Origin of the sequence: Nesterenkonia sp. CL21 (assembly GCF_031705515.1) — a bacterium.
Lineage (GTDB): Bacteria > Actinomycetota > Actinomycetes > Actinomycetales > Micrococcaceae > Nesterenkonia > Nesterenkonia aethiopica.
This window is the reverse complement of record NZ_JAUTWR010000004.1, coordinates 1-14,055: the sequence shown is the minus strand read 5'-3', so window position 1 is coordinate 14,055 and position 14,055 is coordinate 1. Positions and strand designations below refer to the sequence as shown.

The window sequence follows — 14,055 nt, the reverse complement described above, 5'->3', positions numbered from 1 at the left end:
TATGCCCACATCCGCCCGACCTCCATCCACACCCGCCCCCACAACCACGTCCCAGGAGTTCAACCTGCTGGACAATCCCTGGATCAGCTGCCTGATGCTCGACGGATCGACGACGGAGCTGTCCCTCAGAGAGGTGTACCTCCTCAGCCCGGAGATCTCGCGCATTAGTGGTGAGAGCCCTCTTCAATCGGCTGCGGTCCTCCGGGTGGTTCTCGCCGCTTTCTGGCGAGGCCATCTCACCCATGGTGGGCTCGCATCGCGCCGCACGCGGGCCAGCGCATGGTGGCTGCGTCTCTTCGAGGCTCCGGATGGCCCTGAACTTTATGATCCGGTCCTGAATTACCTGGAGGAGCATCGTCGACGCTTCGATCTCCTCGACACGTCAGCCCCGTTCATGCAGGTCGCCGACCTCCAGAAGCAGGACGGAAGCATCCTGAACGTCAGGCGGCTGATCCCCGAGGCGGAATCCGACTACTTCACCATGCGGGAAGGCCCAGGACGGGACGCTCTGAGCCTGGCCGAAGCCGCGCGCTGGCTCATCACAGCTCAGGCCTACGACTACTCTGGGATCAAACCCGGCGCCGTGGGCGATCCCCGGGTGAAGAACGGGAAGGGCTACCCGATCGGACCGGGATGGTCAGGGCAGGCCGGCGTCGTCATCCTCCACGGGAGCTCCCTCGCTGAGACCCTGATGCTCAATACGACTCCGAGCACCATCCGCCGAGGCATCGACGACGAACCAGACGCCCCGGCCTGGGAACGAGCGCCTCACACCGCGGCGCCGCGGCATATCGAGGCGTCGCATCCCACCGGCCCCTGCGATGCGGTGACGTGGCAGTCTCGGCGGATTCGACTGCATCTCACCGATGACCTGGTCACAGGCCTCCTGATCTCCAACGGTGACAAGATCGTCACCAAGAACCAGTTCGAGGACCCGATGACCGGCTATCGATACAGCCGGAATCAGTCGTCCAAGTCGCAGGACGTATTCATGGCTCGAGAGCATCAGGAGGACCTGACAGTCTGGCGGGGGGTCCCTGGCCTCCTGGTTCGGGAAGGTGTGGTGACTCTTGCGGAGAACACTCCCCCGGGTCAGCAACCCGCCACTGTGGAATGGCTCCATGGAATATCTCGTGATGACTTTCCCGAGGATCGCCTGGTCCACGCCGAACTGGTGGGCGCTGTCTACGGGGCGCAGCAGTCCTCGCATGCGAACACCATCAGCAGCACGGTGCCGTTTCAGCTGAACCTCCTGACTGCCGGAGATTCGGGTCTTGTCAAGGCAGCCGTCGACGCCGTCTCCTCTGCCTTGGAAGCGACGGTGGCTCTCGGCCAGTTCGTCGGGGCTCTCGGACAGGCGGCCGGTGGAGACTACGCCTTCCATGCCGCCTCCCGACAGGCTGCGCTGCACAGTCTGGCCGAGTCCTTCGAGGACTGGCTGATCCACCTGGGCCCCTCCACAGATCGGGACACCCACCAGGCCCGATGGCACCGCACCGTGCGAGGCATCGTGCTCGACCACGCGAGGATCCAGCTCGACGGCGCCAACCCCGCCGCGCTGACAGGTCGGCTGATTGGCGACGAGCGACCGCGCCTGGTTTCCGCGTCCACAGCTTGGAGCAGCCTGCTCCGACGACTCACCGTTGCCCTTCCCCAGTCGACCCCCGCCACACCCCCGCCCGCTGAACAGGAGAAGACCGATGTCCACTGACACAGCGCCCACATCCGACGAAGCACCAGATGTCGCACCCGACCTGGCCCGCACCGTATCGGCCGCGGTCCACCGCCTCCAGAGCGAGGTGACGCACGACAGAACGCGGCAGTCCGGCAGTTCCCGCGCCGTGGTGGCGACACTGCGAAACGCGTCCGGCTTCGCCCCAGGAGACCACGCACGAGCCTGGACCCTAGTCCTAGAGGAGATGGTTCCCGACATTCACGCGTACTGGCTGCCGACTGACGAGCCCAGCCGCCAAGAGTGGGCCGCCTACACCGCGATCACCCACTGGGCCCTGCACCAGCAGTCCCAGAGCAAGCCCATGCACATCTCCGCCCCACGCCGGGACCAGAATCTGGGCTACGCCGCGGGCCTGCTGTCCAGCCGGCGGGGGAGCGCCTCGATCAAGAGCCGCTTCGACGCGCTTCTTCTGAACCCAGGAGACAACGCCGCGCGCCATCACTTGCGGAGCATGGTGCAGCTGCTCCGCACAGAGGAGATTCCCACCGACTACGGGTTGCTCGCCCAAGACTTGGCGGTCCTTCGCGGCCCCGGAGGGCGCCGACGCGTGAGCCTGCGGTGGGGGCGCGGCTATGCCTGGGGAGCCTCCGCCTCGCCAGAAGATGGCCCGTCAGACAGCTGACCGCCCTCAATTTCGACGCCCTGACCTGACCCTGTGAACCTGATCCCGACGAAAGGCCGACCCATGACCCTCTACATCGACGTCCACGCATTACACACGCTTCCTCCCAACAACATCAACCGCGACGACACCGGCGCACCGAAGACCGCGACCTTCGGCGGAGTCCCCCGGCAGCGCGTCTCCTCCCAGGCCTGGAAGCGAGCCATCCGGAAGGACTTCCCCACGTACCTGTCACAGGACAAGCTGGGGACCCGCACAAAAAGGGTGGTGGAGAAGACCGTCACGAAGATTCGGGAGCTCGACGGCAGCTGGGAGACTGCCCGAGCGGCGGAGGCCGTTGAGGCCGTGTTCGACGCGGCGCGCATCACGACGAGCCGTCCGAAGCCCAAGAAGGATCAGGACCCCGCCGACGACGAGGAGCCGAAGGAGCTCCTCGGCGAGACCAGTTATCTGCTGTTCCTGAGCACCCACCAGATCGAGCGTGTGGCACGCCACGTCATCGAACACGACGGGGCCAAGCCCAGCAAGAAGGACGCGCAGAAGCTGTTGGATGAGGAGCACAGCGTCGACATTGCGATGTTCGGACGGATGGTCGCTGACTCGCCGAACTACAACGTCGATGCCGCTGTCCAGGTCGCACATGCGCTGGGCACCTCTGCGGCTGAGCCCGAATTCGACTACTACACGGCGGTCGACGACGTCGTCGAAGAGGCGGATGAGACCGGGGCGGGGATGATCGGGACGGTGCAGATGATGTCGTCCACCCTCTATCGCTACGCCACAGTCAACATGGCTCAGCTGGAGAAGAATCTGGCATCTCGAGAAGCCGCGACCGAAGCGGCGAAGGCCTTCGTGCAGGCCTTCGTGACGTCGATGCCCACCGGCAAGCAGAACGCGTTCGCGAACAGGACCATGCCGGAGGCCGTCGTCGTCTCACTCCGGTCTGACCGACCCGTCTCATGGGTCAACGCGTTCGAGGAGCCGGTCGTCGACTCGCTCGAGGAGAACCGTCGGAGTCAGGCAGCCCGGAAGCTCGCCGCAGAGGCCGCACAGATCGCAGAGATCTATGACGCGCCGGCTGAGAAGACCTGGGTGATGGCCATCGCTCCGCTGCAGGAAGCTCTGTCTGCGGTGGGAACCCAGGTGAGCCGGAAGCAGCTGCTGGACGAGCTCGAGTCGGCTCTGGCCACGGAGGAGCCCGCATGACAACCCTGCTCCTGAGGCTTCGCGGACCCCTGCAGTCCTGGGGCTCTGAGAGCCGATACACCACACGCGAGACGCAACGCGCCCCCACCAAGTCCGGCGTCCTCGGACTGCTGGCGGCGGCGCAAGGTCGACGTCGTTCCGACTCGCTGGAGGATCTGGCCGCCCTGTCCTTCGGGGTCCGGATCGATCAGCCCGGATCACTGCTGCGCGACTTCCAGACAGCGATCGACTGGCGGAACGGGTCCTCTCAGCCGCTCTCATCCAGGCACTACCTGTCAGATGCCCGATTCGTGGCGGCTGTCTCCGGTGATCCTGACTTCCTCGACGTCCTCGAGGCGGCACTGCGTGCCCCCCGGTTCCCGCTCTACCTGGGACGCCGCTCCTGCCCTGCGAACCCGGACATCCTGATCGGCCGACATCCCGGCGGAGTGGAGGAGGCACTGCACTCTGTGCCTTGGCAGGCCTCGCGATCCCACCGGAAGACCCGCGCTCGCGTCGTCCACCTCCCTGTGTTGCGCGATGCCGCTGCGGGAGAGGACGGCGACGCTCATCGCGATGTCCCTGTCAGCTACGACCCCACCCATCGCCGCTATGACTGGCGGACGGTCGTCTCCGGCGATGCTGTTGAACTCGACAATCCAGACAGTTCAGAGTCAGCTGATCCATTCTTCGAGGCGGTGCAGGCGACATGACATGGTTCACCACACTCTCACTGAATCCGCGGCGACGGAAGACCCGCCAGTTGCTCGGCAGCCCCCAGGCGATGCACGCCGAAGTGATGGGCGCGTTCCCTCCCGACGCCGTGACCGACTCGGCTGACGGCCGAGTACTGTGGCGACTCGATGAAGCGGAGGGCCAACAGACTCTCTACATGGTCTCTCCGGAGAAGCCTGATCTCAGTAACGTCGTGGAGCGGGCGGGCTGGGAGACCAGCCCAGCCCGATCCGCCGACTATGAGGCATTCCTGAACCAGCTGAAACGGGGCCAGCAGTGGGGCTTCCGACTGCGTGCGAACCCGGTGAAGGCACTCCCGCGCAGCGATGGCCCCCGTGGCAAGGTGATTCCTCACGTCACGGTGCCCCAGCAGATCTCGTGGCTGCTGAAGAAATCAGACCGGTGGGGTTTCGAGATCCCCGGCAGTGGCTCTGAAGGGGCCGGGGGCGACGGCCCGCAAGTTGCCGTTACATCTCGAGGTGACCGCAGATTCCGTCGTGCAGACCCCGCAACGGACACGTACGGTCGCGTGACTCTGCGTCAGGCGCAGTTCGACGGCGTGCTGACGGTGACGGACGTGGATCGGCTGCGTCACTCACTCGTCCGTGGCATCGGCCGCGGCAAGGCCTACGGCTGCGGACTGCTGACCCTGAGAAGGATCTGACATGTCCATCCCCGGAGTTCCACCACCAGTGCCCACTGAGCTGTTGCGGGCAGAGGATCGCCTGTCGTTCGTCTACTTGGAAAGGTCGGTCATCCATCGCGAGGAGAACGCGATCACGTCAACTGACGGCGAGGGGACCGTCCACCTTCCTGCCGTCGGGCTCGGATGTCTCATGCTCGGGCCGGGCACACGCATCACCCATGCAGCGATATCGTTGCTCGGCGACTGTGGCGTGAGCGTCGTCTGGTGCGGTGAACAAGGAGTGAGGTTCTATGCCCATGGATCCGCGACGGCGAGGAACTCCACGCTGCTCCAACGTCAGGCGGCTCTGGTGTCCAACACCCGGAGCCGCCTGCGCGTGGCGCGCAGGATGTATCAGATCAGGTTCCCCGGCGAGGACGTGTCGTCCCTCACGATGGATCAGCTCCGCGGCCGGGAAGGTGCCCGCGTTCGCAAGATATACCGCCAGCACGCCGAACGGGTGGGCATCCCCTGGTCGGGTCGGTACTACCGGCCTGGGGAGTTGGACGCCAGCAATCCGGTGAATCAGGCTCTCACTGCGGGGAACGCAGCCCTCTACGGGGTGACGCATTCAGTGATCACCGCTCTCGGCTGTTCTCCTGGGCTGGGGTTCGTCCACTCGGGCACCTCCCGCGCATTCGTCTACGATGTGGCCGATCTGTTCAAGGCTGAGACTACGATTCCCGCAGCTTTCGACGCAGCAGTGGAGAACACCGAGTCGATCACCTCCGCCGTGCGACGGCGTCTTCGTGACTACGTGGTGGAGACGAACATGCTGGCCCGCTGCGCCCGTCAGGTTCAATCACTGCTCGCAGAGACCTCTCGTGATCCTGGAGACGACTGGAATCGGGATGCTGACGACCTTCAGCTCTGGGACCCCGACGGCGGCGTCGACGCAGGGAAGAACCACGAGGAGGGCACAGCGTGATCGTTCTCGTCCTCACCGCCACTCCCCCGGGGCTTCGTGGAGATCTGACGAAGTGGCTGCTGGAGATCAGCCCCGGGGTCTTCGTCGGGAACGTGAACAAACGTGTCCGGGAGAAGCTCTGGGAACGCGTCTGCAGCATGGCCCGCGAGGGACGCGCACTCATGGTCCATTCCAGTGGCAACGAGCAGCGCCTCGAGTTTCACGTCCATGACCATCATTGGGAGCCCACCGACCTGGATGGCATCACCGTGATGAAGCGGCCGACCAACAAGCGTTCGCAGCAGAGAAAGACCGGCTGGAGTGCAGCCCGAGGACAAGTGCGCAGTCGACGCGCCTCGTGGATGCGACGCTATGATCCCTCCAACGCAGAAACTACATCTGAAACTTCCTGACCGTCGATGAAACCGCAGGTCAGGAAGTGTGCTCCCCGCCTACGCGGGGATGAGCCCGCACCCGCAGATAGAAGTCCAGCCAAAGAGCCGTGCTCCCCGCCTACGCGGGGATGAGCCCTGAGACTGATTGAAAACGTACTCAGCACCGCCGTGCTCCCCGCCTACGCGGGGATGAGCCCGCCGGCGCGGTGACGGCAACCTCCAGCGGGAGGTGCTCCCCGCCTACGCGGGGATGAGCCCAGCCGGTTGACCTTCTTCATGCCCGGCGTGACGTGCTCCCCGCCTACGCGGGGATGAGCCCGCCTTGAAGCTGAGCTCGTACGACTTGGCGTCGTGCTCCCCGCCTACGCGGGGATGAGCCCGATCTGCGGGCGCAGATCAGTGAGCATGAGGCGTGCTCCCCGCCTACGCGGGGATGAGCCCCCGGACGACGCTTCGTAGTCTTAGCGCCCCAAGTGCTCCCCGCCTACGCGGGGATGAGCCCCTGCAGTGCGTCGAATCTGGGAAGACCATGTAGTGCTCCCCGCCTACGCGGGGATGAGCCCACTCGGGGATCGACATCCTCTCTCGACACGATGTGCTCCCCGCCTACGCGGGGATGAGCCCTGCTGATCCGCGGTGGAGATCCGCGCATACCCGTGCTCCCCGCCTACGCGGGGATGAGCCCAGCGAGTACTCGGCCGGTTCTCCGGAAGTCTCGTGCTCCCCGCCTACGCGGGGATGAGCCCGTGTACGACACGCGGCGATTCATCGCGCCCCTGCGCTCCCCGCCTACGCGGGGATGAGCCCTCGCACCCAAAGTCAGCGCGCCCCTGCGTCATGTGCTCCCCGCCTACGCGGGGATGAGCCCAGCCGCACCGTGTGACGGATCGGGTCAATCTCGTGCTCCCCGCCTACGCGGGGATGAGCCCGTTGTCAGCATGTCCACGGTGGAGTGGCAGAAGTGCTCCCCGCCTACGCGGGGATGAGCCCAACGGCACGCTGTCCTCGATCGGCATCGACGAGTGCTCCCCGCCTACGCGGGGATGAGCCCTGTCGGACGACGACTACGCAGAGCTGGTTAACGTGCTCCCCGCCTACGCGGGGATGAGCCCGGGTCGCCGCCCTCGCCCCACTCGGCCCAGGTGTGCTCCCCGCCTACGCGGGGATGAGCCCTGGACGCGCTGCCCGTGGGGACGAAGGTCGTGGTGCTCCCCGCCTACGCGGGGATGAGCCCATCGCCGCGGGCGGGAACGCCATGCAGGCGGCGTGCTCCCCGCCTACGCGGGGATGAGCCCGAGAGTGAGCTGCACCGGCTCCGCGAATCTGCGTGCTCCCCGCCTACGCGGGGATGAGCCGGTCGCACCGACCGGGGTCAACGCTGTGATGTGGTGCTCCCCGCCTACGCGGGGATGAGCCCCCGGTATTCCCCGCTGGCCCCGTGAGGCTGTCGTGCTCCCCGCCTACGCGGGGATGAGCCCGCGATCGACTCCATGACGATCACGTCGCCGTTGTGCTCCCCGCCTACGCGGGGATGAGCCCAGGCGTGCCGGGGTGGTGTCCTCCGGGATGGAGTGCTCCCCGCCTACGCGGGGATGAGCCCCACTCCGTGGCGAAGGGACGCCGGAGGGCCACGTGCTCCCCGCCTACGCGGGGATGAGCCCATGGCCGCCGACTTCGGCTCCGCCCTCCTCGAGTGCTCCCCGCCTACGCGGGGATGAGCCCCAGCAGCTCGGCTACACAGCGGAGAATGCCGCGTGCTCCCCGCCTACGCGGGGATGAGCCCCTGGTCACCGGCACCCGGATGCAGAACGTCGGGTGCTCCCCGCCTACGCGGGGATGAGCCCTCGCCCAATAGGACGGGTGTGCCGGTGGTGGGGTGCTCCCCGCCTACGCGGGGATGAGCCGAAGGTGGCCCGTGAGGGCATTGTTGCTGATGCGTGCTCCCCGCCTACGCGGGGATGAGCCGGACCCACCTCACGAGCCATCCACGTCATCAGCGTGCTCCCCGCCTACGCGGGGATGAGCCCGCGGAGTCCATCGCCGCCGCACGCACCGATGTGTGCTCCCCGCCTACGCGGGGATGAGCCCCGCTGTAGCGCACGGGTGGTGCGGGGCCCGAAGTGCTCCCCGCCTACGCGGAGATGAGCCCGTCCCCACGTGGGCGACGCGGGCGAAGGTCAGGTGTTCCCCGCCTGCGCGGGGATGAGCCCATCTGCGAAGTGCCTGCGCCGACCAGCATGCCGTGTTCCCCGCCTGCGCGGGGATGAGCCCGCCCGGAGTGCGGGGGAGAAGGGGCTTCCGACGTGTTCCCCGCCTGCGCGGGGATGAGCCCGAGCCCAGACGGGCGCCGGCGGACGAGCCCCGGTGTTCCCCGCCTGCGCGGCGATGAGTCGCTGTCCGGACTGGCCCGGCCAGTCCGGGCAGCGTGCCCCTGCCGACAAGTGAATGCGCCCAGGTCATTAACCCCAAGTAATGGCCCCCGACATGCAAGCCACTCCCTCGACGATGCACCCGTCCGGAGGACCGCAACGTCAGCGCGTCGCCCAGCCCATGGCCGCGGCGCGCTGGTCCAATGGGCACCCTTCCATATCACCCAAACATGTGCTGTCTTAATTAACAGGTTCCGTGCTACGATGTGGTCTACATCACTAACCAAGAGGAAAGGCTCCGTCATACGATGTCGACTACCACGGTCAGAGTGTGGCCCGCCGCCCGCTCCCCACCACCGCCGCAGCGCGCCCTACAGATCGGTGCTCCGCGGTCACGCACCAGAGCACGCGTTGGAGTCGCGCTGGTCGAGGTCGACCGGCGGGAGCGTCGTCGACATCGGCGACTCTTCCGCCGGTGGCTCAACGTGCGACTCGATGTCCAACCCACCCGAGAGCACACCGCCACGCGCTCCCACGGGGACGGTCACGGCACAACCCTCACCTCTGCGGAGGTCGAGAGCTGCCAGCCAAGCGACCGGAGGCCCGGCCCGGCACCTGCAGAACTCACGCCGCCGGAATCGCACCAAGTGTGTGACCACGCCACCAACGTGGAGGTGCGGTCACACACCGCGTGCGTCATGCCCGAGCTTCACTCCGCCCGGCGCCGCCGCAGCCACTCGAGCACGGATTCCTGGTCCTCCCCCAGCGTCGGCGGGCGCTTCGCATACGTCGCTGGCGTCCGGCTGTAGGTCACCGGGTGCCGGACGGTCGGGACCGCGTCGTCGCCCTCCCCGGCCTCCGCCACGGGTGCCAGTCCCAACGAGGCCGCGAACTCGACGCCTTCATCGATGCCGAGGATGGGCGAGCATGGGACCCCGACAGCCTGCAGCGCTTCGAACCAGTGGTCCGCGGATCCTGCGGCCAGCGCGTCCACCAGCAGGGGCCGCAGCTCATCACGGTTCGTGTTCCGTCCCGCCATCGTGGCGAACCGTGGGTCCTCGCTCAGCTCTGGCAGCCCGAGCACGCCCATCAGCAGACGGAACTGACGGTCATTGCCCACACAGATCACCAGGTCACGGTCAGCGGCGGGGAACGGGCCGTAGGGATACAGGCTGGGATGGTCATTCCCCAGCCGGCGCGGCACGTTGCCGGCGGCCACGTACCCGGAGGTCTGGTTGACCAGTCCGGACAGTGCCGAGGAGAGCAGATCCAGCTCCAGGCGCTGCCCCTGGCCGGACCGTTCCCGCTCGCGCAGCGCCCCGAGGATCCCCACGGCGCAGTGCAGCCCGGTGATGACGTCGAACATCGCCACTCCAGCCCGCTGCGGAGCCCCATCCGGATCCCCGGTCACCGACATGAAGCCGGAGACCGCCTGGGCCAACAGATCATATCCGGGCATCGTCCGGCCGCCCGCGGTGCCGAATCCGGTGATGCTGGCATGCACCACCTGAGGCCAGCGGCGAGCCACCGAGGCGGCGTCGAGGCCGAACTTCTCCAGCCCGCCCGGCTTGAAGTTCTCCACGAAGACGTCGGCCACGTCGAGGAGCTCGTGGGCGGTCTGCAGATCACCGGGCTCCTTGAGATCCAGGACGATCGACTGCTTGTTGCGGTTCGCCGAGAGATAGTAGGTACTCACTCCGTCGCGCTCCGGCGGCAGCCACTGGCGGGTGTCATCCCCGCCGGGACCCTCCACCTTGATCACGGTGGCTCCCATATCGGCCAGCAGCATGGTGCAGTAGGGCCCGGCCAGCACTCGGGAGAAGTCCGCGACGACGACGCCAGCCAGCGGGCCGGGGCCCCCCTCCGCAGTGCCTGCCATCCTGTCCCCCGATCGCCGTCGATGCTGTGTCTGGCACCACACAACCACGGTGATTAGGCTTTGTCTAAGACAGATTCGCATCACAGCTGATGCTGCATCAGCAATAATCGCCGGACGGTGAGGAAGCAGGGTCTCGGTGGAGGTTCATCAGGCACAGGCCTTCATCGCAGTGGCCGAGGAGCTGCACTTCGGGCGAGCGGCGGCCCGCCTCCGCATGGCCCAGCCGCCCTTGAGCCGGCTCATCAAGCAGCTGGAGCGCTCCCTGGGCGCCCCGCTCTTCGAGCGCAGCACCCGCCACGTGAAGCTCACCGCGGCAGGAAGGGCCCTTCTGGATCCGGCTCGCCATCTGGTCGAAGCCTCCGAGGCGGCGGAGCGGGCAGTGCACAGCACCCTCACGGGGGAGACCGGTCGCGTGCGCGTCGGATTCGCCGGCGCCTCCATCAACAGGAAGGTCGGCGAGCTGGCCCGGCAGGTGCGCACGGCCCGCCCCGGGCTGATGCTCGAGCTCTACAGCTCCCAGTTCTCCCACCTCGGGCTGGAGCGGGTGTTGGACGGCTCCTTGGACCTGGTGATCGGCCGCTGGGACTTCCTCCCTGCCGAAGTGGACTCCGCGGTGATCGCCTTGGAGGAGGTCATGGTCGTCCTCCCCTCCGCTCATCCGCTGGCCTCACAGTCGTCCGTGGACATGGCCGACCTGGCCGAAGAATCGTGGATCACGCTGCCCGGCGGACTGGGGGCGGCCCTGCCCAACCGCCTGAACTCTCTGGCCATGGCATCCGGCTTCGTTCCCCGGGTCGCGCAGACGGCCCCGGACTCCTGGACCCAGGTGGTGCTGGTCGGCGCACAGATGGGGTGCGGACTCAGCCTGGACTCCGTCCGAGACAACGTCTCCTCCGAGGGCGTCCTGTTCAGCTCCATCGCCGGGGAAGACAGACCTCTGGAAGTGCGCATGATCTGGCGGCGCACCGATGACAATCCCGCCCTGCACACGGTGATCGAGATCGCGCAGGACGCCTTCCCCGATCCGCGATCGCCTTCCGCGTCCCGGTGAGCCGCCGACGTCGCCGACGATTCTTCCTCAATCCGTATCAATCTGCCCCAGAATATGCATTGTGGCGGAATAGCGCGCCGGATCGGGCCTCGCTCCCCCGAACGGAACCCCGCACGGCAGCCACCGGCGGCCTTCGACCCCCTGGACCGCAGGGTCCACGTTGCCAAACGCTCCATACGCTGATTACGTGTTGTCAGCCAGAGTGAGGGGCAGGCCGTCGGAGTCCTCACGCTTCCGCCTCCCGCCCGCAGCCCGCCCGCGTCACGCGACGAAGGAGTCTTGATGACCACCAGCAGCCCCACCCTCCGCCGTACCGACCTGATGGGCATCGAGACTCAGCTCTCGGCCGAGGAGATCTCCACTCGGGACAGAGTGGCGGAGTTCGTGGATCGCCGCATCCGTCCGCACATCGCCCGCTGGTACGACGAGGCGGTCCTGCCCACGGAGCTGTTCCCGGAGATGGCGGAGCTAGGGCTGTTCGGCATGCACCTGAGCGGCTACGGCTGCGCAGGGCGCAGCGCCACCGAGTACGGGCTGGCCATGCAGGAGCTGGAGGCCGGGGACTCGGGGATCCGCACGGTGGTCTCCGTGCAGGGCTCGCTGGCGATGTCGGCCATCCACAAGCACGGCTCCGAGGCCCAGAAGCAGCAGTGGCTGCCGGGCATGGCCGCCGGGGAGATGATCGGCTGCTTCGGGCTGACCGAGCCCACCGCCGGCTCGGACCCGGGAGGCATGGCCACCCGCGCCCGCCGCGAGGGCGACGAGTGGGTGCTCGACGGCGCGAAGCGCTGGATCGGCCTGGCCACCATCGCGGGTGTGGCGATCATCTGGGCCAAGGTCGCGGCCGGGGAGTCCGAGGCAGCCGTCGACGGCGAGCACCGCACCCGCCCCGACGACGCGGGCGAGGTGGTGCGCGGCTTCATCGTGCCCACCGACACCCCCGGGTTCCGGGCCGAGGCCATCGAGCGGAAACTCTCCATGCGGGCCTCGCTGCAGTGCGACATCGTCCTGGACAGCGTCCGCCTGCCGGCCGATGCGATCCTGCCGAAGCACCCGGGCCTGCGCGGCCCCTTCTCCTGCCTCTCGGAGGCCCGCTACGGCATCGCCTGGGGCGCGATGGGCGCGGCCCGGGACGCCTTGGAGGCGGCCCTGGACTACGCGGCGGAGCGCCAGCAGTTCGGTCGCCCGCTCTCCGGCTACCAGCTGACCCAGAAGAAGCTCACGGACATGGCCCTGGAGCTCACCAAGGGCCAGCTGCTGGCCCTGCAGCTGGGCCGGGCGAAGGACGCCGGCACGCTGGAGAACCACATGATCTCCGTAGGCAAGCTGAACAACTGTCGGGCCGCCATCGAGATCTGCCGAGAGGCCCGCACCATCTTGGGCGGCAACGGCATCACCGCCGAACATTCGCCGCTGCGGCATGCCAACAACCTGGAGTCGGTGCGCACCTATGAGGGCACTGACGAGGTCCACACCCTGATCATCGGTCAGCGGCTCACGGGGGAGGCTGCCTTCCGCTGAGCGACCGGCTCCTCAGAGGCGGGCGGGCCACACGTGAGCGGCCCGCCCAGCAGCGTTGCGGCATCCGGCGGACAGTCCTGCGCTCAACGCGAAGGACTCGTCGTGTTCATCTGTCGATCGCGTGCATGATGTGCTTGACCCGGGTGTATTCCTCCACCGCATACCCGGAGAGATCCTTCCCATGCCCAGAAGCCTTGAACCCACCATGAGGCATCTCCGCGACCAGCAACAGATGCGTATTGACCCACACACACCCGAAGTCCAGATCCCGGGTGAACCGCATCGCCCGCGCCCCATCAGCCGTCCACACACTCGAAGCCAACGCATAATCCACCCCATTGGCCAGCTCCAACGCCTCATCCTCCGAAGAGAACGCCTGCACCGTGAGCACCGGCCCGAAGACCTCCTCCTGCACGATCGCATCCGACTGCTCAACCCCGGTGATGATCGTGGGCTCAAAGAAGAACCCGGGACTCTCCGGGACCGGACGACCCCCGGTGAGGATCCGCGCATGCCCCGGCAGACCCTCGATCTTGGCCTGCACCGCCGCGAAATGCCGCGCATTGTTCAACGGCCCATAATCATTGAGCCCATCATCGACATTGCCGGTCCGGGTCGCTTCCGCCGCAGCCACCAGATGCTCCACCAACTCATCATGAGCCGCCTCTTCGACCAACACCCGAGTCACCGCCGTACAGTCCTGCCCCGCATTGAACGTGCCTGACTCCACCACAGCCTTCGCCACCGCAGCCAGGTCCGCATCCGCGAAGACCACCGCCGGAGCCTTCCCTCCGAGCTCCAGATGCGTGCGCTTCAACCCCGCCGAGGCGGCCACCGCCTCTCCAGCCCGCACCGACCCGGTCAACGAGACCATCGCCGCAGCCCGATGCTCCGTGAGCAGCCGCCCGGTCGAACCATCACCGAGGACCACATTGACCACCCCGGCCGGGAAGATCTCCCCAGCCAGCCTC

The 14,055-nt window shown here is 67.2% G+C and carries 11 protein-coding genes and 1 CRISPR repeat array; of the genes, 9 read left to right on the top strand and 2 right to left on the bottom strand.

The window, feature by feature from the left end:
• Position 1: 1 nt before the first annotated feature.
• The 7 genes from casA (at position 2) to cas2e (ending at position 6,282) form a co-directional block, all read left to right on the top strand.
• Positions 2-1,711, top strand: coding sequence for a type I-E CRISPR-associated protein Cse1/CasA (gene casA / locus Q7C18_RS08215; protein ID WP_311024956.1), 1,710 nt, complete (start codon positions 2-4; stop codon positions 1,709-1,711).
• A complete protein-coding gene (gene casB / locus Q7C18_RS08210) occupies positions 1,701-2,357 on the top strand; it encodes a type I-E CRISPR-associated protein Cse2/CasB (protein ID WP_311024955.1) in 657 nt (218 codons plus the stop codon). The genes casA and casB overlap by 11 nt, the downstream gene beginning before the upstream one ends.
• A 63-nt stretch (positions 2,358-2,420) precedes the next feature.
• Positions 2,421-3,563 (top strand): type I-E CRISPR-associated protein Cas7/Cse4/CasC, encoded by a 1,143-nt coding sequence (gene cas7e, locus Q7C18_RS08205; RefSeq protein ID WP_311024953.1) that lies wholly within the window; start codon positions 2,421-2,423, stop codon positions 3,561-3,563.
• Positions 3,560-4,255 (top strand): type I-E CRISPR-associated protein Cas5/CasD, encoded by a 696-nt coding sequence (cas5e, locus tag Q7C18_RS08200; RefSeq protein WP_311024952.1) that lies wholly within the window; start codon positions 3,560-3,562, stop codon positions 4,253-4,255. The genes cas7e and cas5e overlap by 4 nt, the downstream gene beginning before the upstream one ends.
• Positions 4,252-4,941, top strand: a complete 690-nt coding sequence (cas6e, locus tag Q7C18_RS08195) for a type I-E CRISPR-associated protein Cas6/Cse3/CasE (RefSeq protein ID WP_311024951.1) — start codon at positions 4,252-4,254, stop codon at positions 4,939-4,941. Before cas5e ends, cas6e begins: the two co-directional genes overlap by 4 nt.
• A 1-nt stretch (position 4,942) precedes the next feature.
• The gene (gene cas1e, locus Q7C18_RS08190) at positions 4,943-5,890 is read left to right on the top strand and encodes a type I-E CRISPR-associated endonuclease Cas1e (RefSeq protein ID WP_311024950.1); all 948 of its coding nucleotides are present in this window, start codon (positions 4,943-4,945) and stop codon (positions 5,888-5,890) included.
• Entirely contained in the window at positions 5,887-6,282 is a 396-nt protein-coding gene (cas2e, locus tag Q7C18_RS08185) for a type I-E CRISPR-associated endoribonuclease Cas2e (protein WP_311024948.1), read from the top strand. Before cas1e ends, cas2e begins: the two co-directional genes overlap by 4 nt.
• A gap of 28 nt (positions 6,283-6,310) precedes the next feature.
• A CRISPR array of direct repeats spans positions 6,311-8,657; the repeat unit is 28 nt; unit sequence GTGCTCCCCGCCTACGCGGGGATGAGCC.
• 685 nt (positions 8,658-9,342) lie between these two features.
• Here cas2e and Q7C18_RS08180 read toward each other — a convergent pair.
• On the bottom strand, positions 9,343-10,512 hold the full coding sequence (locus Q7C18_RS08180) for a CoA transferase (RefSeq protein WP_311024947.1): 1,170 nt from the start codon (positions 10,510-10,512) through the stop codon (positions 9,343-9,345).
• Between the two features lie 136 nt (positions 10,513-10,648).
• Between Q7C18_RS08180 and Q7C18_RS08175 the strand changes: the two genes are divergently transcribed.
• A complete protein-coding gene (locus tag Q7C18_RS08175; RefSeq protein ID WP_311024946.1) occupies positions 10,649-11,563 on the top strand; it encodes a LysR family transcriptional regulator in 915 nt (304 codons plus the stop codon).
• Between the two features lie 282 nt (positions 11,564-11,845).
• Positions 11,846-13,084 carry an acyl-CoA dehydrogenase family protein gene (locus Q7C18_RS08170; RefSeq protein WP_311024945.1) on the top strand — a complete coding sequence of 413 codons (1,239 nt, stop codon included), beginning with the start codon at positions 11,846-11,848 and terminating at the stop codon, positions 13,082-13,084.
• Between the two features lie 106 nt (positions 13,085-13,190).
• On the opposite strand, the gene Q7C18_RS08165 is transcribed toward Q7C18_RS08170, so the two are convergent.
• Positions 13,191-14,055, bottom strand: an 865-nt coding sequence (locus Q7C18_RS08165) for an aldehyde dehydrogenase family protein (protein WP_311024944.1), incomplete at its 5' end; no start/stop codon positions are given.

Coding starts and splice junctions, on each gene's coding strand:
- casB (WP_311024955.1), top strand. CDS start 1,701: ATGTCCACTGACACAGCGCCCACATCCGACGAAGCACCAGATGTCGCA.
- casA (WP_311024956.1), top strand. CDS start 2: ATGCCCACATCCGCCCGACCTCCATCCACACCCGCCCCCACAACCACG.
- cas1e (WP_311024950.1), top strand. CDS start 4,943: ATGTCCATCCCCGGAGTTCCACCACCAGTGCCCACTGAGCTGTTGCGG.
- cas6e (WP_311024951.1), top strand. CDS start 4,252: ATGACATGGTTCACCACACTCTCACTGAATCCGCGGCGACGGAAGACC.
- cas7e (WP_311024953.1), top strand. CDS start 2,421: ATGACCCTCTACATCGACGTCCACGCATTACACACGCTTCCTCCCAAC.
- Q7C18_RS08180 (WP_311024947.1), bottom strand. CDS start 10,512: ATGGCAGGCACTGCGGAGGGGGGCCCCGGCCCGCTGGCTGGCGTCGTC.
- cas5e (WP_311024952.1), top strand. CDS start 3,560: ATGACAACCCTGCTCCTGAGGCTTCGCGGACCCCTGCAGTCCTGGGGC.
- Q7C18_RS08170 (WP_311024945.1), top strand. CDS start 11,846: ATGACCACCAGCAGCCCCACCCTCCGCCGTACCGACCTGATGGGCATC.